14 protein-coding genes are annotated in these 26,156 nt (G+C 76.1%); 10 read left to right on the top strand and 4 right to left on the bottom strand.

The features are described from left to right. Nucleotides 1-47: 47 nt before the first annotated feature. Nucleotides 48-8,114 carry a hypothetical protein gene (locus tag IE329_RS21900; RefSeq protein ID WP_190212649.1) on the top strand — a complete coding sequence of 2,689 codons (8,067 nt, stop codon included), beginning with the start codon at nucleotides 48-50 and terminating at the stop codon, nucleotides 8,112-8,114. After that, a complete protein-coding gene (locus IE329_RS21895; protein WP_190212648.1) occupies nucleotides 8,114-10,696 on the top strand; it encodes a right-handed parallel beta-helix repeat-containing protein in 2,583 nt (860 codons plus the stop codon). Before IE329_RS21900 ends, IE329_RS21895 begins: the two co-directional genes overlap by 1 nt. 106 nt (nucleotides 10,697-10,802) lie before the next feature. Here IE329_RS21895 and IE329_RS21890 read toward each other — a convergent pair whose 3' ends face one another. Continuing rightward, nucleotides 10,803-13,250, bottom strand: coding sequence for a bifunctional lysylphosphatidylglycerol flippase/synthetase MprF (locus IE329_RS21890; protein ID WP_229927645.1), 2,448 nt, complete (start codon nucleotides 13,248-13,250; stop codon nucleotides 10,803-10,805). A gap of 407 nt (nucleotides 13,251-13,657) precedes the next feature. Between IE329_RS21890 and IE329_RS21885 the strand changes: the two genes are divergently transcribed. The 3 genes from IE329_RS21885 to nhaA all read left to right on the top strand — a co-directional run bounded on the left by IE329_RS21885 (nucleotide 13,658) and on the right by nhaA (nucleotide 18,717). Next, nucleotides 13,658-14,866 carry an FUSC family protein gene (locus tag IE329_RS21885; RefSeq protein WP_190212647.1) on the top strand — a complete coding sequence of 403 codons (1,209 nt, stop codon included), beginning with the start codon at nucleotides 13,658-13,660 and terminating at the stop codon, nucleotides 14,864-14,866. Between the two features lie 336 nt (nucleotides 14,867-15,202). Further along, the gene (locus tag IE329_RS21880) at nucleotides 15,203-16,477 is read left to right on the top strand and encodes a GntR family transcriptional regulator (protein WP_190212646.1); all 1,275 of its coding nucleotides are present in this window, start codon (nucleotides 15,203-15,205) and stop codon (nucleotides 16,475-16,477) included. Between the two features lie 332 nt (nucleotides 16,478-16,809). Next, entirely contained in the window at nucleotides 16,810-18,717 is a 1,908-nt protein-coding gene (nhaA, locus tag IE329_RS21875) for a Na+/H+ antiporter NhaA (RefSeq protein ID WP_190212645.1), read from the top strand. 117 nt (nucleotides 18,718-18,834) lie between these two features. Here nhaA and IE329_RS21870 read toward each other — a convergent pair whose 3' ends face one another. Together IE329_RS21870 and IE329_RS21865 are read right to left on the bottom strand one after the other, a co-directional pair. Beyond that, a complete protein-coding gene (locus IE329_RS21870; protein ID WP_190212644.1) occupies nucleotides 18,835-19,008 on the bottom strand; it encodes a CsbD family protein in 174 nt (57 codons plus the stop codon). 161 nt (nucleotides 19,009-19,169) lie between these two features. Beyond that, a complete protein-coding gene (locus tag IE329_RS21865) occupies nucleotides 19,170-19,313 on the bottom strand; it encodes a hypothetical protein (RefSeq protein WP_190212643.1) in 144 nt (47 codons plus the stop codon). A gap of 259 nt (nucleotides 19,314-19,572) precedes the next feature. Between IE329_RS21865 and IE329_RS21860 the strand changes: the two genes are divergently transcribed. Further along, nucleotides 19,573-20,385: an alpha/beta fold hydrolase gene (locus IE329_RS21860; RefSeq protein WP_190212642.1), complete on the top strand. Its 813-nt coding sequence runs from the start codon at nucleotides 19,573-19,575 to the stop codon at nucleotides 20,383-20,385. A 158-nt stretch (nucleotides 20,386-20,543) separates the two neighbouring features. Next, nucleotides 20,544-21,770 carry a mechanosensitive ion channel family protein gene (locus tag IE329_RS21855; RefSeq protein WP_229927644.1) on the top strand — a complete coding sequence of 409 codons (1,227 nt, stop codon included), beginning with the start codon at nucleotides 20,544-20,546 and terminating at the stop codon, nucleotides 21,768-21,770. Between the two features lie 72 nt (nucleotides 21,771-21,842). Here IE329_RS21855 and IE329_RS21850 read toward each other — a convergent pair whose 3' ends face one another. Next, entirely contained in the window at nucleotides 21,843-22,430 is a 588-nt protein-coding gene (locus tag IE329_RS21850) for a dihydrofolate reductase family protein (RefSeq protein WP_190212641.1), read from the bottom strand. A 70-nt stretch (nucleotides 22,431-22,500) separates the two neighbouring features. On the opposite strand from IE329_RS21850, the gene IE329_RS21845 reads away from it, so the two are divergent. The 3 genes from IE329_RS21845 (at nucleotide 22,501) to IE329_RS21835 (ending at nucleotide 26,128) form a co-directional block, all read left to right on the top strand. Continuing rightward, nucleotides 22,501-23,076, top strand: a complete 576-nt coding sequence (locus IE329_RS21845) for a TetR/AcrR family transcriptional regulator (RefSeq protein ID WP_190212640.1) — start codon at nucleotides 22,501-22,503, stop codon at nucleotides 23,074-23,076. A 171-nt stretch (nucleotides 23,077-23,247) separates the two neighbouring features. Then, complete coding sequence (locus tag IE329_RS21840; protein ID WP_308438391.1) at nucleotides 23,248-23,598, top strand: DUF6296 family protein; 351 nt, start codon at nucleotides 23,248-23,250, stop codon at nucleotides 23,596-23,598. 154 nt (nucleotides 23,599-23,752) lie between these two features. Next, nucleotides 23,753-26,128, top strand: coding sequence for a SpoIIE family protein phosphatase (locus tag IE329_RS21835; protein WP_308438390.1), 2,376 nt, complete (start codon nucleotides 23,753-23,755; stop codon nucleotides 26,126-26,128). The last annotated feature ends 28 nt before the right edge of the window (nucleotides 26,129-26,156 follow it).

Raw genomic sequence — 26,156 nt, 5'->3', positions numbered from 1 at the left:
CCGGGGGAGGGCCCCGCCCGCCAGGCCGCGTACGGAGAGGACCCGAGATGGCCCAGCGTCCGACCGACTGGAACGCGATCGGCCTGACCGCCGACCCCACCCCCGGGGACCCGGAGCGGATGGACGAGGTGCAGCGCTCGCTGGCCGACCTCGGCCGGGTCGCCAGGGAGATCGACGACGCGCTGGACGCGGTGCTCAACAAGACCGGCGACGGCGCCTTCGTCGGCCAGACCGCGGACGCCCTCCGGGACAAGATCAGCGGTCCGCTGCGCGGCTTCGTGCAGTCCGTCGCCGACGCCTTCGAGAACTCCGCCCGGGCGATCACCACCTACGCGGGCGTGGTCCGCGACCAGCAGTGGCGCGCCGACAACGCGCTCTCCCAGGGACGCGGCCTGGCCAAGGACGACACCCGGCTGACCGAACTCGCGAGCACCGCCAGGGCGGCCGGCACCGCCCAGGACGAGGCCGGGCGGACGGCCGGCAGCGCGCTGAGCAGCGCCGCCCGGGGCATCAAGCAGCCGGTCTCCGACTGCGACCTGTTCTGGGAGGCCTTCCAGTGGCTGGCGATCGCGCTGATCCTGCCGGCCCTGATCTTCGGCGGCCCGATCGCGCTGATCGCGATCGGCGTCAACCTGGCGATCTTCGTCAAGACCGCCGTGGACTTCGCCCAGGGCAAGGCCAGCGCGCTGGACCTCTTCCTCTCCGGCCTCGGCATGATCGCGCCGACCACCAAGGGCCTGCCGCTGCTCAAACTGATCAGCGCCGGGGCCAAGTTCACCTGGAAGGGCATCAAGGGCGTCGGCCAGGCGGTGGCCAACTTCTTCCGCGGCATGTTCACCGGCGGCGGGATGCACGGCTTCGCCTTCCTGCCCGGCCTGCGCGACTTCGCCTCGCTGACCGGCAACTGGGTGAAGTCCGGCGGCCTCTGGGTGCTGAACTCCGTCACCAAGCTGCCCAACTGGGCCGGCATGACCTTCCGCGGCAGCGGCCTCGCCGTCATCAACGGCATCAAGGCGATCCCCGGGCTGGTCCGCGGCCTGCCCGCCGGGCTCGGCCGGTTCGGCACCGCCTCCTGGAACTTCGCCCGCGCCGAACTGGGCGGCACCAAGTGGCTGCGGCTGGTGCTCCCGGTGGACGCGGCCGAGATAGGCCAGTACGGGCTGCGCGGCGCGCTGCGGATCGGGTTCGTGGAGCGCGGCGTGCTGGGCAAGTTCCGGTTCGGCGCGCCGATCCTGGGCACCGCCGGGCGGACGGCGGCGGCGATCCCGGTGCCGCCGCCGCTGCACCAGGTGGACGCCCTGGTCGACCTGCCGCGCGCGGACCTCGCCAAGATCCGGCTCGGCGACTGGTCGGGCCCGCGCGGCCTGGAGCTGCCGCACCTGGAGCCGGGCGGCCTCGGTCTCGGCTTCTCCCGCCCGCCGGCCTTCGGCGTGCACAGCGGCTTCACCGACCAGCTCTCGCTCGCCCCGCACGCGGTACGGCAGTTGGACGCGCTGCTGGACACCCCGGTGCGCGAGCTGCACGCCGTCCGGATGGGTGACTGGGCCAACCTGACGGTCACCCCGAGCGGCCTGCACCTGGACACCGGCCTCGGCGTCAGCGCGCACACCCCCGTCGGCGCCGGCACCCTGGCCGGCCACGCCGGCAGCCCCGGGACCCTGCACCTGCCGGGGACGCTCGGCAGCGCGCACCCCGTGACCCCGGCCGCCCACCTCACCGACAGCCTCGGCGCCGGCACGGGCACCGTCCACCTGCCGGCCCTGCAGACCCAGACGGTGGGCCTGCTGCACCAGCCCGGCACCGCCGTGAACGGGCTCGGCACCGTCGGCGCCGCAGGCACGGGCGCGCTGCACACCGCCGCCCCGCACGTCCCGGCGGTGCACACGGCCGACCTGCTCGCCCCGGCGAACAGCGTCCACCCGGCCGCCACCCTGCACCCGGCCACCGCCCTGAACCCGAGCGCGGGCGTCCACCCCGGCGGCGCGTTCACCCCGGTCACCACCGCGCCCGCCGGCACCGTGCACGGCCTCGGCCAGATCGGCTCGCCAGGGGCGCAACTGCACGGCGCACTGGACCTGCTGGCCACCGGATCGCCGCTGAACCGGGCCGACGCGCCGGTCTTCAGCACCGGCGGCCACCTGGGCGAGCACAGCACCCAGGCGTTGACGGCCCATCAGGTCAACATCCACCTGTCGGAGTTCGCCCCGCCCCGGACCGTCACAGCGCCTCCCGCCGTGCTGCCGGGCGTGCACGCGCCGGGAGCCGGTGCCGGTACGGTCACCCGGGTCGACGATGCCCTCGGCCTGCTGGACCACGGCGGCCGGTCCCTCACCCCGCCCCCGGTCAGCTCCGTTGTGCAGCCGCCCGCCGTCCACACCCCGGGCCCGGCCGTCCACACCCCGCCGCCGCTGGTCCAGGCCCCGCTCGTGCAGGCCCCGCCGGTGCACCCGCCGGCGGCCGGCGCGGCCCCGCACGGCGCCGGAGCCGGCCCGGGCCGGCTGACGGGCGCCCAGCTCGACCAGCTCTGGCGGCAGCAGAGCGACCGGGTGGTCGCCCTGTTCGGCGCCGCCGACGACCCGGCCCGCGCCGCCAAGCTCCAGGCCTGGCAGGAACTCACCCTGGCCCGGCACGAGTTCGGCAAGGCCGAGCGGCTGCTCGCCGACCTGGACGCCCGTCCGGGCTCCGGCTCCCGGCCGAGCCCCGTCCGGATCCACGCCCAGGCCTCGGCGGACCTCGCCGCGCAGCGCCTCGACGAGAGCCTGGACCGGCTCGGCGCCCTGGGTGTCGACCCGGCCCGGATGGACCAGGACCTCGCCCGGCTCAGCGCCGACAGCCTGCGCGAGCGCCCCCGGCTGCTCGGCGGCTCCGGCGGCTCCCAGGCGATGCCGCAGCTCAACCCGCAGCCGGTGCCGCAGGTCCTGGTCCAGGCCCCGCCCCCGCCGCCGGTGCTGCTCCCGCTGGCCGACAGCGCGGCGGCAGGCCCGAACGGCTGGCGGATCGAGACCACCGTCACGCCCGGCGGGCCGGTCCACCGGATGCTGGACGCGCACAACGTCCCGGACCCGCTGCTGCAGCCGGTGGCCCGGCCCGGTGGCGGTTTCGACGTGCACAACGCCCATCTGGGCAGCACCCAGAGCTACGACGGCACCGGCCGACTGGTCGCCGAGGAGATCCCGCTGGGCGGCCTGGACGGCGCACCCACCGGCCAGTGGGTGCACACCGACTTCGACGGGCACGGCGCCCCCACCCACGAGGTGCGCGACGCCACCGGCCGGCTGCCGCTGAACGTCACCGCCCGGCCCGGCGGGGGCTTCGACCTGCGCGACCCGCTCACCGGCGGGCACCGCGGCTTCGACCAGGGCGGCGCGCTGGTCGAGGAGGGCCGTCCGCTGCTCGACGCCGGCGGTGTCCGGGTCGGCCCGGTCCTGGTGCTCTCCCACGACAACGGGACGCTCACCCACGCCCTGGCCGGCCCCGGCGGGCACCGGCTGGACGTGCTTCCCGGCGGCGCCGGCCTGCGGGTCACCCACCCGGTCACCGGCCGGTCCGTGCACGTCGACGTGCAGGGCCGGTTCCTGGACGAGGGCCTGGCGCTCGGCGACGGCGCGGGTCTGCGCGGGGCCCGGTTCGCGGTGCCGGACGGCGCGGGGGGCCATCTGCTGACCGACGCGGCCGGCACCCGGCTGGCGCAGCCGGTCACCACCCTGCCCGACGGCACGGTCCGGATCACCGACGCCGGCACCGGTGTCTCGGTCCGGTACGGGGCCGACGGCCTGCGGGTGGAGACCGGCCTGTCGCTGGCCGACGCCGCCGGAGCCCGGGGCGGCCACTTCCTGGTGGACGGTGCCCCGCACCGGATCACCGACGCCGCGGGCCGGCCGAACGGCCTGACCGCCGACCCGCTGGCGGGCGGCGGCTGGCGGGTCACCGACCCGCACACCGGTGCCTCCACCCGGTACACCCCGCAGGGCGGCTTCGCCGAGCAGGGCCTGGCGCTCGGCGACGGCGCGGGTCTGCGCGGGGCCCGGTTCGCGGTGCCGGACGGTACGGGCGGTCATGTGCTGACCGACGCGGCCGGCACCCGGCTGGCGCAGCCGGTCACCACCCTGCCCGACGGCACGGTCCGGATCACCGACGCCGCCACCGGTGTCTCGGTCCGTCACGGCGCGGACGGCCTGCGGGTGGAGACCGGCCTGTCGCTGGCCGACGCCGGGGGCCTGCGCGGGGCCCGGTTCGCGGTGCCGGACGGCGCCGGCGGCCACCTGCTCACCGACATCACGGGGGCCGGTCTGCCGGAGCGGGTGGTGGCCCACCCGGGCGGCGGGTTCCGGGTCGAGCGGCCGCCCACCACCCCGGGCGGCGGCCTGCGCTACGAGCGGCACGGCGCGGACGGCACGCTGGACGCCCGGGGGCAGCAGCTGCTGGACGCGGGCGGGGTGCAGGTCGGCCACCTGGAGCACCCGGTGGGCGGACCGCCCCACCCGCCGGCCCCCGCCCCGCACTGGCTGGACGGCGGCTTCCGGCCCGACCCCCGACGGGTCGTCACCGCGGACGGCACCGGGTTCCGGGTCGGCGACCTCGACGGCGGCCACCAGGTCTTCGACGACGCCGGCCGGCTCACCGACGACGCGACCCGGCTGCGCGGCCCGGGCGGCGCCCCGGCCGACCGGTGGGTGGTGGCGCACACCCCGCAGGGCGGTCCGCGCACCCTGACCGTGGTGGACGCCACCGACGCCCCGCTGCCGCACCTGACCGTCACCGAACGGCCGGGCGGCGTCCGCCAGATCACCGACACCACGGCCGGCGGCGACTTCGTCCGGCACGGCGCGGACGGCAGCAGGCTGGAGGCCGGCACCTCGCTGCGCGGCCCGGACGGCAACCCGGACGGGACCTTCGCGGTCGTCCCCGAGCCGAACCCGGCCGGCGTCCGGGCACCCGGCCGGCTGGAGGACGCGGCCGGCACGGCGGTGCCGCACCGGGTCGTCACCGTCCGTGCGGACGGCGGCCTCCAGGTCACCTTCGACCGCCCGGGCGGCGCCCGGGACGGGGAGTTCACCGCGTACGACCCCAACGGCGGCGCCGTCACCCACCAGGGCGTCAACGTGCTGGACGGCGGGCGACGCACCGACCACCAGTACGTCATCGACCACACCCCGGCCGCCGGGGCCACCTGGAGCCGGCAGCCGCACCCGGCCGCCGCGCACCCCGCGCCGGCCGCCGGCACCGGTGCCTTCCACCACGGGCGGGTCCAGATCACCGGCGACGGCGGCCGGATCCGGCTGCTCGGCTCGACGTACACGCCGGTGGAGGTGTTCGAGCGCCGGGTGCTGCCCGGCGGCGGTGTGCTGGACGCCTACCGCCGCACCGACACCATCGCCTTCGGCGACCTCAACCGCCGGACCGGCTGGGCCCACTGGGACGACACCGGCGCGCTGGCCGGGCACGGCACCCGCCGCTACGACACCTCCGGCTTCGGCTGGCGGGACGTCGACCACCGGGGCACCACCGTGCACGAGTACCGCGACGGCCTGCAGAAGACCGGCGGGGTGGCCGGCCACACCTTCGCCGTCCGGGGCGCCGGCGGCCGCTGGACCTGGCACCGCTTCGACGGCGCCGGCACCGAGCTGGCGCACGGCCCGCGCACCCCGCACCGGGACGGCGGCTGGACCGACCGGCTGGCCGACAACACCCTCGTCCAGAAGCAGTACGGGATGGCGCACGGCCCGGACAAGGCGGGCCACTTCCAGGAGCACACCTGGCGGGCCGGCGTCCAGCACACCTGGGAGCGGCAGTCCCCGCACGGCAAGGAGGTCGGCAAGCGCGAGGTGCTGACCACCGACCAGGGCGTCCTGGTCACCTCCCGGTGGTCCGAGCAGCGGCCGCCGGTCTGGGTGCGCGACCGGCTGGTGCACGCCGGTACCCCGCAGGGCGCCGCCGCCCATCTGGCGACCGACACCCGCTTCCAGACCTTCCACTGGAACAAGACCGGCGGGGTGAACGCGGGCGGGGTCAACGCCGTCGGCGGGGTGCGCTACGTCGCCATGGACGGCGCGCTGGTCGACCTCGGCGCCGACGGCCGTTTCGTCCGCTCGACCGTCAAACTGCACAGCGGCAACACCCTCAAGGTCGGCGACCACGCCGCCCCGCCCGGCCACCCGCCGACCCATCCCGCGCACATCCCCTGGGAGGAGCCCGGCCGCCGCGGCTACCGGGCCGACCTGCCCCCGGCGCCCGGCGGCGGCGCGAACCGGCCGATCTGGCAGGACCGGTTCCAGGACCCGGCCGGCGGCTGGGTGGTGGCCCGGGAGGGCTTCGCGGACGGCTCGGTCCGCGAGTACCGGGTGCCGCCGCAGGTGAACCCGGCGACCGGTCAGGTCAACGGGCGCCTGGACAACCCCTGGGTGCAGCGCGACGCGCACGGCAACCTGACCGGCACCCACGACACCTGGAGCGACGCGCACGGCAACCCGGCGCGGATCACCGGCACCGGCCGCCCGGACTCCGCGCGCTGGACCTGGACGGCCACCGACCACCTCGGCAACGTGACCACCGGCAACCGGACGTTCTTCCGCGGCTCCGCGGACCCGCGGCTGCCCTGGGACGACTCCTTCCGCGACTTCGACGGCGCCGGCGCCCTCGTCCGCGAGCGGAACATGCTGGACGGCGGCCGGTGGACCGACTCCTGGCGGGGCACCGCGCCCGGCGGCGGCGAGCGCTGGTTCACCCAGAAGTACGGGCCGGGCGGCGCCGTCGTCGACTACGGCGCCGGGCAGCAGGTCCGCCGCTGGTGGAACGGCACCACCCGGGCCTGGGAGGACGGCCGGCAGGCCGGCGCCCGGCACTTCCGGGACGAGTTCCGCCCGGCCGGCGGCGGTCCGGCCCTCACCGTCCGCGAGGTGCCCCCGCACCTGGCGCTCGGCGACGGACCGCTGCGGGTGCGCGAGTACGTGCCGGGCGGCGGCGCGCCGCACCCGGCGGGCGCCTGGAAGGAGTTCGACCACGGCGCGGTCGTCCGGGAGCGCAAGCCGCTGGGCGACGGCACCTTCCTGGAGAAGGACGCCTGGCGCAGCCAGTGGCGCCGCTACGACGGCACCGGGCGGATCGTCGCCCAGCGCACCGACAGCGGCCTGGTCTGGGAGAGCACCCCCGGCGGCGGCCTGCGGGTCACCGGCAACGAGTACGACTTCCGCGGCCCGCTCACCGAGATCCGCGGCTTCGGCCGGCGGGTCCGCGAGGCCAACCGGCTGCCCTGGGGCGACTCGGTCTCGGTGCGCGTCCCGCGGATGCAGAACGCGCTGGACGGCGTTCCGGGGCTGCCCGCCGCGGCCGGCGGCCGGGTGCCGCTCGGCGAGGCGCTCTACCAGCCGTACTGGAAGGTGCTGGCGAAGAAGGTCGCGCTGGAGTTCGGCCAGGAGTTCATCCTGGAGTTCGGCGCCAACCTGGCCGTCAACGGGATCGTGGCGGCGGCCAACAACAAGCCGTTCACCGGCAAGGACGCGCTGAAGGCCTTCGCCAACGCGGCGGTCGGCGCGGGCGTGAAGAGCCTGGTCAGCACCGGCATGCACGAGATCCGCGGCTCCTTCACCGGCGGCCCGAAGTCGGTCTGGGGCAACGTGGACGGCGGTAAGCACGAGATGCGCCGGCCCAACAACCACGACAAGAACTGGGCCAACGAGTGGGCCGGCAACGAGACCCCGACCCGCTGGCGCGGCGGCACCTACGACTTCTTCTACAACGCGGCCCTCGGCGGCGTGGTCGGCTGGGTGAACGGCTCGATGAACGCCGCCGTCTGGGGCGTCACCGGCGCCGACGGCAAGACCCACGTGCTGAGCGGCATGGACGCCTTCCTGGACGGCGGCATCGCCGGCCTGGCCGGGCTCACCACCGCGAGCAGCGCCGCGCTGGCCAAGAACGCCGTGATCATGGGCGGCGGCAGCCGGTTCTTCCACCGGCAGGGCTTCGGCGAGTTCTGGCTCCAGCTGCCCTTCAAGATCTTCGAGAAGACCGTCACCTCGCTCTGGCTGACCAACGCCTACCGGGCGAGCATCAACCCCCCGTGGTACCGCAACCCGCTCCCGCCGGCCCCCGGCCCGCAGCAAGGACAGAACCCCTGATGGATCGTCGGACCACCCGTCAGAGCGCCGCCCGGCCGGCCGAGCAGCCCACCCGGATCCACGCCGTCGGCCCGCGCGGGCGCGGCGCCCACCGCCTGATCGGCGACGCCCTGCGGGCCGCCGTCCCCGGCGACACCGTGGTGGTCGACCCCGGCCGCTACGAGGAGGCGGTGGTCCTGGAGCGCCGGGTGGTGCTGGTCGCCCGCCAGGGCTCCGGCACCGTGGTGCTGGCCGCCCCTGCCGGGGCCGGCCCGGCCCTCACCGTCCAGGGACCGGACTGCCTGGTCCGCAGCCTGGACATCGAGGCCGCCGACCCGGGCGAGCCCGCGGTCAGCGTCGCCCCCGGCGCCGGCGTGGTGCTCGCCCACTGCACCGTGCGCGGCGGCCGGATCGAGGTCCGCGGACCGGAGCGGGCCGAGCAGGACGGACCGGGCGATCAGGACGACGCGCAGGGCACCTCCGCCGTGCTGCTGCGGCACTGCCGGCTGGAGGGCGCCCGGCTGGCCGCGCTGCGGCTGTCCGGCGGCGCCCGGGTCCGGGCCGAGGACACCGTGATCACCACCGTCGACGGCACCGGCGTGGTGCTGTCCGGCACCGCCCGGCTGGACGCCGTCCGGCTGCGCCTGGAGTCCACCACCGGCTCGGGCATCCGGCTGCGCGGCCGGTCCCGGCTGCGGCTCGGCGACTCCGTCCTGCACCGGACCGGCCGCGCCGGACTGCTGCTGGAGGACGACTCCCGGGCCGGCGCCGACGGCACCCGGGTGGAGTCGGCCGGCGCCGCCGGGGTGCAGGTCACCGGCTCCGCCCGGGCCGAACTCGCCGACTGCCGGATCGGCGGCGCCGGCGCCAGCGCCCTGGTGGTGCAGGACGAGGGCCGCCTGGTCGCCCGCGGCTGCACCGTCCGGGAGCCGGCCGCCAACGGGCTGCTCGCCACCGGCTCCGCCCGCGCCGAACTCACCGACTGCCGGCTGGACGACTGCGCCTTCAGCGCCCTGCACCTCTCCGGCGAGGCCGACGGCACCCTCACCGACAGCCGGGTCCGCGGCGGCGCCGAGCACGGCGTGCACCTGGCCGGCCGGGCCCGCGCCGCCCTCACCGACTGCGCCGTCAGCGGGGTCACCATGGCCGGCGTGGCGGTCACCGAGCAGTCGGCCGCGACCGTCACCGGCTGCCGGATCTCGGCCGCCGACACCGGGGTCACCGTCTCCTCGCCGGCCGGCTCCCGGATCGCCCACTCGACCGTCACCGCGACCGTCCGCAGCGGCCTGGAGATCGGCCCGGGCGCCAAGGCCGAACTCGTCGGCAACCGGGTGTCCGGCGCCGGCGCGGCCGGGATCCTGCTGGACACCGGCTCCGAGGTCACCGTGGAGGGCGGCACGGTCGAGGACAGCGCCGGCTCGGGCCTGGTGGTGTGGACGGGCGCCCGCCCGGTGGTCGGCGGCCTGCGGATCGAGGGCGCCGGCAAGAACGGCATCTACTTCGCCCAGGACTCCGGCGGCCTGCTCACCTCCTGCGACGTGGTGCGTTCCGCCTTCCCCGCCCTGCACCTGGCCGCCGGCGCCGGCCCCCGGCTGCGCCGCTGCCGGGTGCTGGACTGCGCCGAGGCGCTGGGCGGCGAGGAGGGCGCGGCGCCCGTGTTCGAGGAGTGCGACCTCGGCGACCGCCCGGCGCCGCCGGCCGCCGCGCCGGCCCCCTTCGGACTGCCCGCCGGCGCCCCCGCGCTCCCGCCCGCCGCCCTGGCCCCGGCCGGGCCGCCGCCCGAGCCGGCCGAGGAGCACCTGGACGACCTGCTGGCGGAGCTCGGCACCCTGGTCGGCCTCGACCGGGTCAAGCACGACGTGCACTCCATGGTGAAGCTGATGCAGGCGGTGCGGCTGCGCCAGGAGGCCGGCCTGCCCGCCCCGCCGCTCAGCCGCCACCTGGTCTTCGCCGGCAACCCCGGCACCGGCAAGACCACCGTCGCCCGGCTCTACGGCCGGCTGCTGAAGGCGCTCGGCCTGCTGCGCCAGGGCCACCTGGTGGAGGTCGACCGCAGCGCGCTGGTCGGCGAGTACGTCGGCCACACCGGGCCGCGGACGGCCGCCGCCTTCAACCGGGCGCTCGGCGGGGTGCTCTTCATCGACGAGGCGTACTCGCTGGTGCCCGCCGCCGGCGGCCACGACTTCGGCCTGGAGGCCGTCGCCACCCTGGTCAAGCTGATGGAGGACCACCGCGACGACGTGGTGGTGATCGCCGCCGGCTACCCGGCCGACATGGCCCGCTTCATCGGCTCCAACCCGGGCCTGTCCTCGCGCTTCACCCGCACCCTGCTCTTCGAGGACTACCGGGCGGCCGACCTGGTGGCGATCGTCGAGCACCAGGCGCAGGAGCACCGGTACGAGCTGACCGCGACCGCCCGGGAGCGGCTGCTGCGGCACTTCGAGACCGTCCCGCGCGACGCCGGCTTCGGCAACGGCCGCTCGGCCCGGCAGACCTTCCAGGAGATGACCGAGCGGCAGGCCCAGCGGATGGCGGAACTCGGCAACCCCACCCCCGGCCAGCTCACCGCGCTGGAGGCGGAGGACCTGCCGCCGCTGGGCTGACCTGCCGCTGGGCCGCGCCCCCGCTCGGCTGACCCGCCGCCGAGTCGACCCGGCGCCGCCCCGGCCACCGCCGCCCAGGTGCGGCGGTGGCCCGGGCGGTGGACGGTCAGTGCTCCCCGGCGGGCACCAGCATCCGGCCGAAGTCCCGCAGCCCGGCCTGCGGCATGTATGCCCGGGTCAGCGCCACGCCGATCCGGGGCAGGTCCGCCTCGTCCCGGTAGACCAGGTGCATGGGCTCGTGGACGGGCTGGAACTTGGCCTTGAAGGAGTGCAGCGAACGGAACCCGTAGTACGGCTCCAGCGCCGCCCCGAGCTGGTCCAGGAACCGCTCCAGCGGGCTGTCCGCGGTGCTCGCCCCGCGCGCCAGCGGGGCTCCCGACAGCGACAGGAAGGTCGCGCCGTCCTCCCGCACGGCCAGGCAGGTGGACGCGATGAGGAACTCCACCACCGGGCGGAACGCCCCCTGCTTGCGCCGGCGCATCACGTCCAGCGTCCAGCCGACCGGCGTGCCGCCCTCGCCGTACACCGGCATCCACGAGGTGACCCCGTGCACCTGCCCGTCCGGGTCGATCGCCAGGCCCACCCGGACGTCCCGGTCCAGCGCCTCCTCCACCCCGCCGAGGGTGAAGCCCATCTCGGGCAGGCCCATGTCGCTGACCCACTCCTCGGAGATGGCCCGCACCTGCGCCACCACCTTGGCGGGTTCGTCGGCCAGCGCGCCGAGCCGGTACTCCATGCCCTCCTTCTTGGCCCGGTTCAGCGCCGTCCGGACGTCCTGCCAGGACTTGCCGCGGAACTCCAGCCCCTCCAGCTCGATCACGGTGTCCTCGGCCACCTGCACGTGCTGCCAGCCCATCCCCTCGGCGGCCAGCGCGGTGCGCTCGGAGGCCGAGAACAGGCACGGCACCACCCCGGACGCGTCGCACATGCCCGCGAACTCCGTCAGCGCCCGGTCCCGGTCCTCCGGGCGCCCGACCGGGTCCCCCAGCGCGACGGCCACCCGGGCGTGCGTGCGGTAGGCCACGTACGCCCGCCCGTCCGCGGCCGACAGGTAGGAGTTGTCCCGCCAGGTGGTCATCCAGGACAGGTTGCTGCCGCCGTACCGCTTCAGCAGCTCGGTGGCCCCCGCGCGGTCCAGGCCGCCCTTGGCGGCCGCCTTGCGCCGCTTGCGCCGCGAGGGCGCGCGGAACGCGTCCCGGGCGCCGATCAGCAGCACCAGCTCCATCGTCCAGACCACCGCCTGCGGCAGCAGCACCGGCAGACCGGTCACCTCCACGTCCGCGTCGGTGGTCACCGAGAGCACCAGCACCACGGCGGCCAGCAGGCCGACCAGCACGTTGAGGACGGCGAACCCCACCGTCCAGCGCCAGGCCAGCCGGCTGCCCCGGCGCAGCCCGTTCACCAGCAGCGCGATCACCACCAGGCTGACGGCCAGGCCCAGGTGCGAGTCCGAGAGGCCGTGGGTGTCGCCCAGCGGGCCGTAGCCGGGCGCCAGCCAGACCACGATCTGGGTGACCGCCACGATCACCAGGCCGGTCACCGCCCCCAGCCGCCACTCCCGCCGGCTCGGCGGGCCGGTGCCGGCCGCCCGGTCCCCGGCCAGCCGCCGCCCGACGGCGAGGCCCAGCACCACCGCCAGGAAGTGCTCGACGTCGCTCACCGTGCCGGAGTACAGCAGCCAGATCACCGCGAACGCGATCAGGGCGGCCCGCAATCTGCTGCGCCACGGTGCCCGCATGGCCGCCGTGGCCGCCGCGGCGGCCGCCAGCGCGCCGGCCGAGAAGCCGGTGTCCAGGTCGTGCGACAGGGCCTCGGCCCAGTCCCAGCCGCTCTGGCGCAGCGCCAGCAGCAGGGCGGCGCAGCCGAGCGTGGCGGCCAGCTGCCCGGCGCAGCAGACCAGCGCCGCGCGGGCGGTGCCGAGCCGCCACTCCGTGTAACCGACCAGCAGGGCCAGCCCGATGACGACCAGCAGGTAGACCACGGGGTCGGAGGCGAAGAACGCACCCGTGACGAAGGTCCACAGGCGGCCCGCGGTGAGCGAGGGGGTGCCGTACGCCACCTGCGGGTACCAGGACTTGTCCTCGGCGGAGGACCACAGCGTGCCGCTGGCGAGCGCGACCAGCAGGACGGCCACGCAGACCCCGCAGGTGAACGGGAGCCGGGTCACCAGCGCCACGGCCCGTCCGCGCAGCCGGCCGGCCCCGGTCGGGGCGGCCTCCGGCGGGGCGCCGGCCTTCTTCTCGGACGGCTGCTTCTGCTGCTTGGGCTGTTGCCCGGCCTGCTTCTGTGAGGCCGGTCGCTGCTGGGAGGCCTGCTGCTCCTGGGAGGTCTGCTGCTCTTGCGAGGCCTGCTGCTTCTGCGAGGCCTGCTGCTGAGCGGTCTGCTGCTTCGCGGAGCGAGGCGGCGAGGACTGCTCGCGGGCCGGCTGCCGGGCCGGCTGCTCGGGCGACGGCTGCTCCGGCGCCGGTCGTGGTGGCGCCTCGTCCCGTGAGCTCCGCTCCTGTGACGCCTGCCTCGACCGAGCGCCGTCGGCGTTCTCCATCGTTGCTGTCACCCGCCTCCGGGGCGCGTCCCGCGGCGCGGCCGGACGGCCGGGCCCGCAGGCCTGTCCATGCACCCATCGTTGCCGGTCGGCGGGGGCCGCGCGACTTCGGCGGCCCGGGCCGCGGGCGCGGCCCCCGGCACGCTCCCGGCCCTGCACGCCCCCGGCAGCCACCGCCGAAGAGGGCCGGAACCGTGTCCCGGTGGTCGGTGTCCCCCCTGCGGGCAGCCCCAGGGACCCGGGCCCGACCGCGCTCCGGGCCGCACCAACTCGTCGCCGAAGGTGGCGGGCGGCCGCCGGGCCTGTCAGGTCGTTCTCGGCGGGGCCGGACGTGGCGGGCGGCCGGTGTCTTTGTGAGCATCCTGGTGAGGAATCCGGCCGTGCCGGTGCGGCGGTGGCCGGGCGGGAAGAAGGAGGGGATGTTCGGTGACAGCGTTTCGGTGACGGCGTACCTGCGTAGGCGGCTCAAGGACCCGGTGGTGGTCCTGACGGTCCGTGCGACGGTGGCGGCGACGCTCTCCTACGCCGTCGCGCTGCAGCTGAGCAGCGAGCCGGCGCCGCTGACCGCGCCGCTGACCGCCCTGCTGGTCGTCCAGGTCACCCTCTACTCCACGCTGACCACCAGCATCCGGCGGGTGAACTCGGTGGTGGTCGGGGTCCTGATCGCGATCGGGTTCAGCTCCGTGATGGGCCTGTCCTGGTGGAGCCTGGGCCTGATCATCCTGGCCTCGCTGACGATCGGGCAGTTCGTCCGGGTCGACGAGTTCGTCAACGAGGTGGCGATCAGCGCCATGCTGGTGCTGGGCGTGACCCGGCTCGCCACCCAGGCCTGGGACCGGGTGCTGGAGACCCTGATCGGCGCCGGGGTGGGACTGCTCTTCAACCTGGTGTTCGCCCCGCCGGTCTGGGTGGACACGGCCGGCGAGTCGATCGAGGACCTGGCCCGCCGGGCCCGCCACCTGCTGCTGCGGATCGCCGAGGAGTTGGGCGGCCCGACGCCGGTCGAGCGGGCCGCGGCCCGGCTGCACGAGGCCCGCCGGCTCGACCAGGCCATCGCCGACGTGGACGCGGCCCTGCGGCAGGCGGAGGACAGCCTGCGGCTCAACCCGAGGATCTCCGAGGGCCTGCTCTCCCGGCTGGTGCTCCGGACGGGGCTGGACACCCTGGAGATCTGCGTGGTCGTGGTGCGGGTGCTGGCCCGCTCGCTGACCGACCTGGCGAAGCGCCGGGGGGAGGACGAGCGGTTGTTCCCGCCGGATGTGGCGCTGGCCCTGGAGGAGTTGCTCACCCACATCGGCGGGGCGCTGGTGAGCTTCGCGGTGCTGGTGTCGACCCAGGTGAGCAGCAACGCCGAGGAGGCCGAGGAGCGGCTGGCGGCCGAACTGTCGGCGGCCTGGGCCAGTCGCGAGCGGGTCGCGCAGATGCTGCTGCGGCGGGTCCAGGAGCACCCGGAGGCCTGGCAGTTGCACGGCTCGCTGCTGGCCGAGATCGATCGCATCCTGGACGAACTGGACCTGGAGCACCGCGGCCGGCGCCTGATGGAGGAGCTCGACCGGGCCTCGGTCGCGAACCGCGAGCGCTTCACCCGGCTGGGCCGGCTCCGGCGGTTCGCCCGCGGCGAGGGCTGAGGCGAGGGCCGTACCGAAGGTTGCGCGGTGGCCGGGCGGGGCCCTGGGGCGGGGTCGGAAGTGAGGGCCGGGTGGCGGCCGGGTGGGGGTTGGGTGGGTGCCGGGTGGCCGGTGGCGGGCCGTCCGTGTTCGTCCTGTCCCGGACGCTCCGACCGGGGTCGTTTCACGATGCAAAACGCTACAGTGGCCCCGGGCCGGGAGGCCCACTCCCGGCGCGGCAGCGGCATATGACGCTTTGACGGAACATGCAATTGGTCCAGACCAATGCTCTATGCTGACGGAGCGCAGCGAAGTGCTCGCACTGCGTAGAAGCCACCGGTGGGGAGGCGCTCTGCCATGCTCGAAACATCCGAACTCGACGGCACGTCCGGCAAGAACCGTTACCAGGTCATCGCCCAGCAGCTACGGGCCGACATCCACAGCGGCCGGATCCCGGCCGGCACCCGGTTGCCGGCCGAGCGGACCCTCGCGGCCACCTGGAGCGTCAACCGCCAGACCGTCCGTGCCGCGCTGCGCGAACTGCGCGACCAGGGACTGGTGGAGAGCCATCCCACCGGGACCTACGCCAGGGCCGGCGCGGACGACTCGCCGAACCCCCCGGGGATGACCTTCCCGGGCTCGATGGTCGTCCCGCACGAGGACGTGGTGACGGTCTTCCGCACCCACTTCGCCACCCCGGCGGGCGACGTCGCCGCCGTGCTCGGCATCCCGCCGGACGAACCGGTGCTCGCGCACCAGCAGCGCGTGCACGACGCGGCCGGCCAGTTGCTCCAGGACTCCCGCTCCCACTTCGCGCCCGAGCTGATCGCCGAACTGCCGGAGCTCGAACGCGCCGCCGGCACCGGCCAGGAGAGCGACCTGACCGGCCTCTACGGCTGGATGCTCGGCGCCGGACTCCGGCCGACCCGCTACGACCGGATCAACGTCCTGCCGAGCGACGGCGACGTGCCGCACCTCGCCGTCCGCCGGGTGGTCCACGACCACATCGGGCGCCCGCTGGCGATCACGGACTTCCGGGTGGTGGCCGCGCACGCCGAGCTGGAGTACTGCACCTCGCCGCTGGACCCGCAGCAGGTCCGCCCCCGGCCGGCGGCGCCGGTCCGCGCCGCCGACGCGCTCGCACCGCTGCGCCTCACCGGCCAGGAGCGGGCGGCGCTGCTGGCCTGGCTGCAGCCCGGGGCCCGGAGCGAGTCGCTGGCCCAGCGCGCCAGGATCGTGCTGGCCTGCGACGACGCGGCGGCCGGCGGCGCACCGGTGGCCGCCGGCGCGATAGCGCGCCGGGTGCGGTCCTCGAAGGCGGCGGTGGAGGAGTGGCACGGGCGCTTCCTGGAGAAGCGGGTGGAGGGACTGCTGCCCAGGCGCGGCCGGGGCCGCCCGCGCAGTGTGACGGACGCGCAGGTCGCCGACGTCCTGGCCAGGACCCTGCACGACACCCCGCCGGACGCCCCGCGCTGGACCAAACACCTGATGGCGGCCCAGGCGGGCCTCTCCGCCTCGACGATCAGCCGGATCTGGCGGGCCCACGGGGTCAGCCCCGCCTCGGCCGGGCCCGCCCCGGCCCGGTCGGCGGCGGGGGCCGGCGTCCGCCGGGTGGGGGCGGGCGCGTCCTGAGGGCCGCCGCCCGGCGGTGGACGCCTGCTGTTCCGTCGGGCACCCGGACCCGCACCCGCGCCCGCACCCGGATGCCCACCCGCACCAGGACGCCCACCCGCACCCGGACGCGGGCCGCCGCGCGCACCGGCCGGGGTACGGGCGCGGGCGGGCCGCACGGTCCGCGGTAGCCCGCCCCGGTGCCGCGTGCCCCGCCCCCCCCGGCGCGCGCGGCGGCGGGCGGTCGGGCGGTTCACCTGCCGCTCTGGGTAGGGTGGCCCGGCTCACGCTCGCCGGACGGGGTACGGGCCCGGACCCGGCGGCCCGCACCGACGCATGGAGAAACACACGGCATGGCACCCACGGACGACCACTCCCTCTCCGGCCAGAGCATCGGCGAGAGCGAGGGCGAAGCGCGTACGGCCCGATGGGAGTTCATGCGGACCGAGGCCGGCAGCGCGGCCGTCCTGCTGGTGGCCACGATCGCCGCGCTGATCTGGGCGAACGCCGCCCCCGGGTCCTACCGGGCGTTCTGGGAGACCCACCTGGCGGTCGACCTCGGCGGCCGCGGCGTCGCGCTGGACCTGCGGGAGTGGGTCAACAGCGGCCTGATGACGCTGTTCTTCTTCGTGGTCGGGCTGGAGGCACGCCGCGAGTTCGACATGGGCGAACTCCGCGAGCGCCGGCACCTCACCCTGCCGCTGCTCGCCGGCCTCAGCGGCATGGTCGCCCCGGTGGCGATCTACCTGGCGGTCAACGCCGGGCACCCGTCCACCCACGGCTGGGGTGCGGCGATGTCCACCGACACGGCCTTCGCGCTCGGCATGCTCGCCCTGCTGGGCAACCGGCTCCCCGGGCGCCTGCGGACCTTCATCCTCACCGTGGCCGTGGTGGACGACTTCGTGGCGCTGGGCGTCATCGCGGTCTTCTACAGCGACCGGATCGTCCTGCCGGCCCTGCTGGTCGCGGGCGGGGTGCTGGTGCTCGTCCTGCTGCTGCGGGCCCAGGGCCTGCGCAGCGGCGCCGCCTACGCGGTGCTCGGCGTGGTGGCCTGGGTGGCACTGCTGAAGTCCGGGGTGGACCCGGTCGTGATCGGACTGCTGCTGGGCCTGCTGACCCTGGCGTACCCGGCCACCCGGGACGACCTGGAGCGCGCCAGCGGCCTCTTCCGGTCCTTCCGCGAGCAGCCGACCCCCGAGCTGGAGCGCTCCGCCCGCCGGGGGATCGCCTCGGCGATCTCGCCGAACGAGCGGTTGCAGCGGGCCATCCACCCGTGGAGCAGCTACGTGATCGTCCCGCTGTTCGCCCTCGCCAACGCCGGCATCACCCTGGACAGCGACCTGCTGGGGCGGGCCGCCACCTCGCCCGTCACCCTGGGCATCCTGCTGGGCTACCTGCTCGGCAAGCCGCTCGGCATCGTCGGGGTCTCCTGGCTGACCACCCGGATGAGCGGCGGCCGCACCCGCCCGCCGATCGGCTGGGGCTCGGTCGCGGCCGGCGGCACCATCGCCGGCGTCGGCTTCACCGTCTCGCTGCTGATCGCCACCCTGGCCTTCGAGGGCGAGCAGCTGGACGAGGCCAAGGCCGGGGTGCTGGCCGCCGTGCTCTGCGCCTTCACCGCGACCTGGCTGATCTCCTGGGTGCTCGGCCGGCTCCCGCAGCCGCTGCGGGCCCGTGCCCTGCTGGGCACCGCCGAGGGCATCGTCGACCTGGCCACCCCGGTCGACCCGGCCCAGGACCACGTGCGCGGCCCCTTCGACGCCCCGGTCACCGTGGTCGAGTACGGGGACTTCGAGTGCCCGTACTGCGGCCAGGCGGAGCCGGTGGTCCGCGACCTGCTGGCCGACTTCGGCGACGTCCGCTACGTCTGGCGCCACCTGCCGCTCACCGACGTCCACCCGCACGCCCAGCTGGCCGCGGTGGCGGCCGAGGCGGCCGCCGAACAGGGCGCCTTCTGGGCCGTCCGGGACCTCCTGCTCGAACGGCAGGACGCCCTGAAGCCGAGGGACCTGCTGCGCTACGCCGACGAGCTGGGCCTGGACGTGGAGCGCTTCCGCGACGCGCTGCGGGCCGGCCGCGGCGCCGAGCGGGTCGCCCGGGACGTCGAGTCGGCCGACCTGAGCGGCGTCTCGGGGACGCCCACCTTCTTCATCAACGGGCGGCGGCACCACGGTGCGTACGACATCGCCACGCTGTCCGCCGCCGTCCGCTCGGCCAAGGACCGCACGACGGCGCGCCGGGGGCGCCGCGAGGAGCGCTGACCCGCCGGCCGAGGACGGACCCGGCGCACCGCGAGGACGGGCCGCACCACGAGGACGGGCGCCGGCCCCGGTCACCGTCCCCGCGGTGGCCGGCCGGCGCCCGTCGGCGCTCCCGGTTCAGTGCTTGCCGGCGTCCTTGATCTTCTCGAACGCCTGCTTGAGGTCGCTCTTGGCCTGGGTTCCCTTGCCCTCGGCCTCCAGACCGCGGTCGCTGGTGGCCTTCCCGACGGTCTCCTTCGCCTTGCCGCCGGCCTTCTCGGCGAGGTTGTCGGCCTTGTCCTTGATACCCATGGCGTTCTCCTCTCGACGGGCGGCGGCCGAGCCGGCCCACCTGCCCGGGGAGGCGCCTGCCCGGCTTCCCCCGTTCCATGCGCCGCCGCGCCGGCCGGTTATTCGTGTACAGGTGTTTCGGCTGCCCGGCTGCCCGGCCGCTGCGCCCGGGCCACCCCGGGCTACGGGGTGGGCGGCGGCGCCGGGTCGGGGTCGGGACTCGGCGGGACGGGCGGCGGGAGCGGGTCCGGCAGGTCCGGGCGCGGCTGCGGGCCGGAGGCGGGGAAGGGCCCGGCGTCCGGGCCCGAGGGGGCGTGCGTGCTCATCGCGGGTCCCTCCTGGTTCCTGCGGCCGCCGGCCGGTCCGCGGGCCGGTCCGCGGCTCTCACCAAGGCGCCTACCCGGGCGGCGCGGGCCCGTAACGGATCCGCCGGACCCGGCGGGGCGGGCCGGGCCGCCGGGACTCCCGGGCCAGGCCCGTCCGGCCCCTCCCGGATGCGGATCCGGACCGGTCTGGGTTGACTTCCGACCAGGACCGCGCCGCAGGACCGCGGGCGGGCCCGGCACCGGGACGAAAGGCTGGCGGATGGGCGCGAGGAGCGAGTTCGACGGCTGGGACATCCACCGGTCCGGCCCGGCCGGCGCCGCCCACCGGGTGCTGCTGCTGCCGGGCGCGCTCTGCACGACGGCGTTCCTGGAGGACGTGACGTCCCAGCCGGCGCTGGCCGAGGCGGGCGTCGCCGTGCTGGCCGTGACCCTGCCCGGGTTCGGGCGGACCGCCACCCCCGAGGACCTCTCGGTCGAGAACTACGCCCGGCTGGTGGGCGGCCTGGCCGCCGGCCTCGGCTGCGACCTGGTGGCCGGCCACAGCCTCGGGGCGAACGTCGCGATGGAGCTGGCGATCACCGGCGGGTTCGGCGGTCCGGTGCTGCTGCTGGATCCGAGCTTCTCCCGCGAGGACGAGGCCCAGGACCTGGCGCAGCTCGACCGGATCGGCCGGGTGCCCGGCCTCGGCACCCTGGCCTGGGCGGTGATGCTCAGGCTGGTGCCCCGGACGATGGAGGACAGCTTCCCGCCCGGGCGGCGCGCGGCCCTCTCCGCGGACCTGCGCAACAACGCCCCCGGGGTCTGCCGCCGCCTGGTCCGGGAGTACTTCGCGTACCTGGACCGGCAGGGCTCGCTGGCGGCCCGGCTGCGCGAGTCCGGGGCCCGGGCCTGGATCGTCCGGGGGGACCGCACGGAGATCGGGCTCACCGACGACGAGCGGCGGGCGCTGGAGGCCGGCCCGAACATCCGGCTGATCACCGTGCCGGACTCCGGCCACATGCTGGTCACCGAGCAGCCGGCCCGGGTCGCGCAGCTGATCCTCGACCTGCTCGGGGTGCCCGCGGGGCGCTGACGCGGGCCGGCCGCCGCGCCGTCCGAGGTTTACCGGCGGGGACAGGGGCAGACGCGGGGTGTGCGGCCGCGTCACCGAGCAGCGGCCGATCGCCCAGGCCCCGGGTCCCCTCCCCGGGGCCTGGCGGCTGTGACGAGGGGACCGGAGGAGACCGACCCGTGCAGATCTGGAGTGTTGTGCGCCCGCTGGCCGTGGTGGTCATGGTCCTGGTGCTGGTCCTGGGGCTCGACCGGCTGATGGACCGGGCCCTCGGGCGGTTCGCCGTCAGACGCCCGGGCTCCGTCCTGCTGTCGTTGCTGCGCCGCTGCCGGATGCCCTTCCTGGCGGCGGCGGTCGCCGTCCTGCTGCTCACCGGCGAGCCCGCGATGCGGCTGGCGGACGGCCTGCGCCCGGTGGTGCGGCACGCCCTCCTGCTGGCCGTCCTGGTGACCTGCGGCTGGCTGACGGCCCGGGTCGTCTCGCTGCTGATCGACACCGGCCTGCGCAGCTACGCCACCGACCGGCGCGACCCGGCCCGGATCCGCCGGGTCAGGACCCAGGCCGGGCTGATGGGCCGGATCTGCGACGCGGGCATCGCGGTGGTCACCCTGGCCGCCGTCCTGATGACCTTCCCCGCCGTCCGGGCGGTCGGCACCAGCCTGCTGGCCTCGGCGGGCCTGGTGGGCCTGGTGGTCGGCGTCGCGGCCCAGAGCACGCTGGCGAACCTCTTCGCGGGGATCCAGCTGGCCTTCGGGGACATGGTCCGGATCGGGGACGTGGTGGTCGTCGCGGGGGAGTGGGGGACGGTCGAGGAGATCACCCTGACCTCCGTGGTGATCGCCACCTGGGACCAGCGGCGGATCGTGATGCCGGTCTCCTACTTCGCCGGCAAGCCCTTCGAGAACTGGTCCCGCGGCGGCTCCGGGATCACCGGCACGGCCGTTCTCCACCTGGACCACAGCGCGCCGGTCGCCGAGCTGCGGGCGGAGTTCGCGCGCAGGCTGGCCGGCAACGAGCGCTGGGACGGCGAGGGCTGGGCGCTCCAGGTGGTCGACACCACCGCGACGACCGTGGTGGTCAGGCTGCTGATGACGGCGCGCAACGGCGAGGACGCCTTCGAACTGCGCTGCTGGGCCCGCGAGGAGCTGATCGGCTACCTGCGCGAGCAGCACCCGTACGCCCTGCCGAGGGTGAACCTGGCCACCGCCGCGGGGCGCGCGGACGACCAGGCCGGGGAGGCCGGGGAGGCCGGTGACGGCCCCGGTCCGAGCGGCGGGGCGGCCCGCTCCGGTGATCTCCCCGCCCGCCCGCACGCCCGCCCGCACGTCGGCCCGCAGGCCGGTGCGCCCGAGGGGCCGCCGGCCGGACGTCCCCGGTCCCGGGCGGGCCGGGCCGACGGCCGGTAGCGCCCGTCACGGTGGTGGGGGGGTGGCCCGCCGCCCCCACCGGCCGGTGACGGGCCCGGCCGGCCGGCCCCCTCACCGGCGGGCGAACCACGTCACGGCGACGCCGTTGTCGAACGAGACGCGGTCGGTGACCTCGAAGAGCGTGGGACTGAAGCCCCCCTGGAGGACCGGGATCCCGGATCCCGCCACCACGGGGTAGCTCTTGATGATCAGCTCGTCGATCTCGGGCAGCAGCGCCCCGGCGAGCACACCGCCGCCGCAGAGCCAGATGTCCTGTCCCTCCTCCCGCTTGAGGTCGCGGACCAGGGCGAGCGGGTCGGCGCCGACCACGGTGACCGCCGGGTCGGTGTCGGGTGCGAGCGTGCTCGACACGACGTACTGCCGCAGGTGGGGGTACGGGCTGGGGAAGCCGGCGTCCAGGCCGGGGCGGTAGCTGCCGAGCCCCATCAGGACGGTGTCGAAGCGCTGGTTGGGGGTGTCCGCCAGGCCCTTCGCGGCGCGCAGGAAGCCGGGCACCGTCTCCGGGTAGCGGGCGTCGGTCCACTCGGCGTAGGCGGCGGCCTGCTGCTCGTCGCCGAGCGGGAAGAAGTCGTACTCGCCGCCGGGGCCGGCGATGCGGCCGTCGAGGGTGACGGCGACGTAGTAGACGAGCTTTCGCATTCAGATGACTCCATGTGTAGTACTCTGCCTGAAGTGGTTTGACCGTAGTACTACGAATGGAGTGGTGTCAATGGCGCGCAGGAACGCCGAGCGCAGGGCCGCCCTCGTCGACGCCGCGATCGAGGTGCTGGCAGAGGAGGGCGCCCGGGGGCTGACCTTCCGGGCGGTGGACGCGGAGGCCGGGGTGCCCGCCGGCACCGCCTCCAACTACTTCGCCAACCGCGACGACCTGCTCACCCAGGCCGGGGCCCGGGTCTACGAGCGGCTCCAGCCGGACGAGGAGACCATCGCGCGGCAGCGGGCGGCCGGGGCGGACCGGGAGACGTACGCGCTGCTGATGCGCGAGACGGTCGGCCGGATCAGCGCCTTCCGGACCGGCTACCTGGCGCTGCTGGAACTGCGCCTCGAAGCCACCCGGCGCCCCGGCCTGCGCGCGGTGCTGACCGAGCGGGTCCGGGCGGACGTGGACGCCAACGTGGCCTACCACGAGGAGTCCGGCCTGCCCGGCGACGCCACCGCCGTCCGGCTGCTGTACCTGGCGTTCAACTGGCTCATCGTCGAGCAGCTCACCCTGCCCGGGGTGTTCTCGGAGGCCGAGCGCGAGCGGCTCGTCACGGCCGCGGTCGAACGCGTCGTCGGGCCGTGACCCGGTCGGCACCCCGGGGGCCGGCCCGGCCCGCGTGGGGCCGGGCGGGGGATTTCCGCCGGTCGGGGGCATGGCCGCGGTGATCCGGGGTAGGCGGGGCCGCGGCAGAGGCCCCCGCCCGGCGGCGGAGGGGCCCGCCGTTCCGACCGGCCCAGCCCCCAGGGAGAACACTTGAGCAACGACCGGTACGACCACGACGGCTTCGAACTCGTCTTCGCCGCGCCCGCCCCCGGCGACGCGCCGGATGTGGTGGTGGTCCGCCGCAGCGCCCTCACCGGCCCGGGCGGGCACCCCGTCTACCTGGACGCCACCGGCATCGTCTGCGCCGAGATAAGCGACCGGGGCGAGGCCCGGATGCTGGCCACCGGCGCGCACCAGCGGCTCACCCGCCCCGTGCGGGTCCGCCGGGCCCACCCGCTCCGGGAGCGCGAACCGGCCCTCGGCCAGGACGCCGGGCGCGGCCGGCGCGGCGGCGCCGGGGCGGCCCGCCCCGCCGTCCGGGAGGGCGTGCCGACGGGCTGAGCGGCGGCGGTCCCCGGGAGGCGGGCCGTGCGCCTCCCGGGTGCGTGCCCGGCTCCGGCCCCGGGCCGGGCACGCACCGTGGCGGGCGGCACCGTCCCGGTCACACCGTGCTGACAGCCGCGAAGCATCGGATGATGGGGGTATCCGGTGCGGAGTGAGGGGTGAACATATGCGCGGCTCGGACGGCTACCAGTCGCCTTTCGCCACCGAGAGCACCGCCGGTGTCCTGGTCGACGCGGCGGACGGCACGGTGCTGGGCTGGTCCGCGGAGGCCGAGCGGATGCTCGGGCTCGCCGCCCCCGAGGTGTGCGGCCGGCCCGTCCGCGAGCTGCTGTCCGACCCGGCGCAGTGGTCCGCCGTGCTCGCGCAGCGCGACGACGGGCCGTCCTGGGTCGGGCGGGTGCTGCTCCGGCACGGCACGGACGGCGAGCTGGAGGTCGACTTCCGGGTGATGCCGCTGGACGACGGCGCCGGCCGGGCGGACGGCCCGGCCCCGGCGGGCGGGCGGCGCGCCGAGGGCGGCCGCCTGCTGGTCCTCGGCGCGCCGACCGCGCTGGTCTCCAAGTGGCGGCAGGACCACGCCTTCACCCAGGAGCTGTTCCTCCAGGACCGGATCGGCCTGGCCGTCTTCGACGAGAACCTGCGCCTGCTGCGCACCAACTCCCACCTGCTGCCCTACACCGGCATCCCGGAGGACCTGACCGGGTTCCGGATGGAGGACCTCCTCCAGCCCGAGGACGCGCACTCGATCAACACCCACCTGCGGGAGGTGCTGGACACCGGGGTGCCGCGCTTCGGCATGGAGACCCGGGTGCGGACCCTCGACGACTTCGGCGACGGCCGGGTGATGATGTTCACCGCCTTCCGCCTCCAGGAGCCCCAGGGGCCGCCGCTCGGCGTCACCATCGCCTTCACCGACATGACCGACTTCGACCGGGCCCGGCGCCGCCTGGAGGTGCTGCACGCCTCGACCGTCGCCCTCGGCGGCTCGCTGTCCGTCACCCGGATCACCGAGGACCTGGTCGGCGTCCTGGTGCCGGCCCTGGCCGACGCCGCCGCGATCGACATCACCACCGCCGTGCTCACCGGCGACGAGCCCGCCGCCGAGCACGAGCGCCCCACCTCGCTGCGCCGCACCGCCACCGCCGGGACCGATCCCGGGCCGGGCGGCCGGCCACCGATCAGCGCCCCGATGCGGGCCCGGGGCAGCTACCTCGGGACGGTCACCGTCTGGCGCGGGCCGGAGCGCCCCCCGTTCGACGAGGAGAACCTGTCCCTGCTGCAGGAGATCGCCAGCCGTGCGGCCCTGGCCGCCGACAACGCCCGCCGCTACACCCGCGAGCACCGGGCCGCCGTCAGCCTCCAGCGCAGCCTCCTCCCGCCGGCCGCGAGCGACACCGTCGCGGCCCAGACCGACAGCATCTACCTGCCCACCGCGGCCGCCGGCGGGGTCGGCGGCGACTGGTTCGACGTCATCCCGCTCTCCTCCGCCCGGGTCGCGCTGGTGGTCGGCGACGTGGTCGGCCACGGCCTCCAGGCCTCCGCCACGATGGGACGGCTGCGCACCGCCGTCCGGGCGCTCGCCGACCTCGACGTCGACCCGGAGGAGCTGCTGAGCCACCTCGACGACCTGGTGTCCCAGCTGACCGTCGAGGCGCTCGGCGAACCGGACGAGGAGTCCGTCCGGGACGACGTCGAGCTCGGCGCCCCCGGGGCGGTCGGCGCGACCTGCCTCTACGCCGTCTACGACCCGGTCTCCAGCACCTGCGTGCTGGCCAGCGCCGGCCACCCGCCGCCCGCCGTGGTCCGCCCGGACGGCAGCTTCGAGTACGTCGAGCTGAGCCCCGGCCCGCCGCTGGGGGTGGGCGGCCTGCCCTTCGAGCCGGTGGAGTTCGAGGTGGAGCGCGGCAGCGTGCTGGCGCTCTTCACCGACGGCCTGGTCGAGTGCGGCGACGGCGACCTGGACGAGGGCATGGCCGACCTGCGGGACCGCCTGCTGAAGGCGGACGTGCTGCGCCGCCCGCTCAAGGACGTCGGCCGGGACGTCACGGCCGGGCTGACGCCGGGCCGGCTGCCGGACGACGTCACCCTGCTGCTGGCCAGGACCCGCACGGTGGAGCCGGCGGACACCGCGACCTGGCAGCTGGCGGCCGACCCGCAGGAGGTCTCCCGGGCCCGGCAGCTGGTGGGGGGCCAGCTCGCCGTCTGGGGCCTGGACGAGCTGGTGTTCCCGACCGAGCTGGTGGTCAGCGAGCTGGTCACCAACGCCGTCCGGTACGCGGGCGGCCCGGTCGGCCTGCGGCTGATCCGGGCGGGCGCGCTGATCTGCGAGGTGTCCGACCCGAGCAGCACCCAGCCCCGGATGCGCCGGGCGCTCGCCACCGAGGAGGGCGGCCGCGGCCTGTTCCTGGTCGCCCAGGTGTCCAGTCGCTGGGGCAGCCGCTACACCCGCTCGGGCAAGACGATCTGGTCGGAGCAGCCGTTCCCGGAGGCTCCTCCGGAGGTCCCCCCGGGGGACGCCGCAGCCTGACGGTGCGCCGGGCCGGCCGGGCCGGGCG

This window comes from Kitasatospora indigofera, assembly GCF_014655955.1.
Lineage (GTDB): Bacteria > Actinomycetota > Actinomycetes > Streptomycetales > Streptomycetaceae > Kitasatospora > Kitasatospora indigofera.
The sequence above is the reverse complement of the archived record's forward strand: the minus strand, read 5'-3'. Positions and strand labels throughout refer to the sequence as shown.

Bases quoted from the DNA above. Each gene is read 5' to 3' on its own strand.
- IE329_RS21900 (WP_190212649.1), top strand. From the start codon at position 48: ATGGCCCAGCGTCCGACCGACTGGAACGCGATCGGCCTGACCGCCGAC.
- IE329_RS21895 (WP_190212648.1), top strand. From the start codon at position 8,114: ATGGATCGTCGGACCACCCGTCAGAGCGCCGCCCGGCCGGCCGAGCAG.
- IE329_RS21885 (WP_190212647.1), top strand. From the start codon at position 13,658: ATGTTCGGTGACAGCGTTTCGGTGACGGCGTACCTGCGTAGGCGGCTC.
- IE329_RS21880 (WP_190212646.1), top strand. From the start codon at position 15,203: ATGCTCGAAACATCCGAACTCGACGGCACGTCCGGCAAGAACCGTTAC.
- nhaA (WP_190212645.1), top strand. From the start codon at position 16,810: ATGGCACCCACGGACGACCACTCCCTCTCCGGCCAGAGCATCGGCGAG.
- IE329_RS21870 (WP_190212644.1), bottom strand. From the start codon at position 19,008: ATGGGTATCAAGGACAAGGCCGACAACCTCGCCGAGAAGGCCGGCGGC.
- IE329_RS21865 (WP_190212643.1), bottom strand. From the start codon at position 19,313: ATGAGCACGCACGCCCCCTCGGGCCCGGACGCCGGGCCCTTCCCCGCC.
- IE329_RS21860 (WP_190212642.1), top strand. From the start codon at position 19,573: ATGGGCGCGAGGAGCGAGTTCGACGGCTGGGACATCCACCGGTCCGGC.
- IE329_RS21850 (WP_190212641.1), bottom strand. From the start codon at position 22,430: ATGCGAAAGCTCGTCTACTACGTCGCCGTCACCCTCGACGGCCGCATC.
- IE329_RS21845 (WP_190212640.1), top strand. From the start codon at position 22,501: ATGGCGCGCAGGAACGCCGAGCGCAGGGCCGCCCTCGTCGACGCCGCG.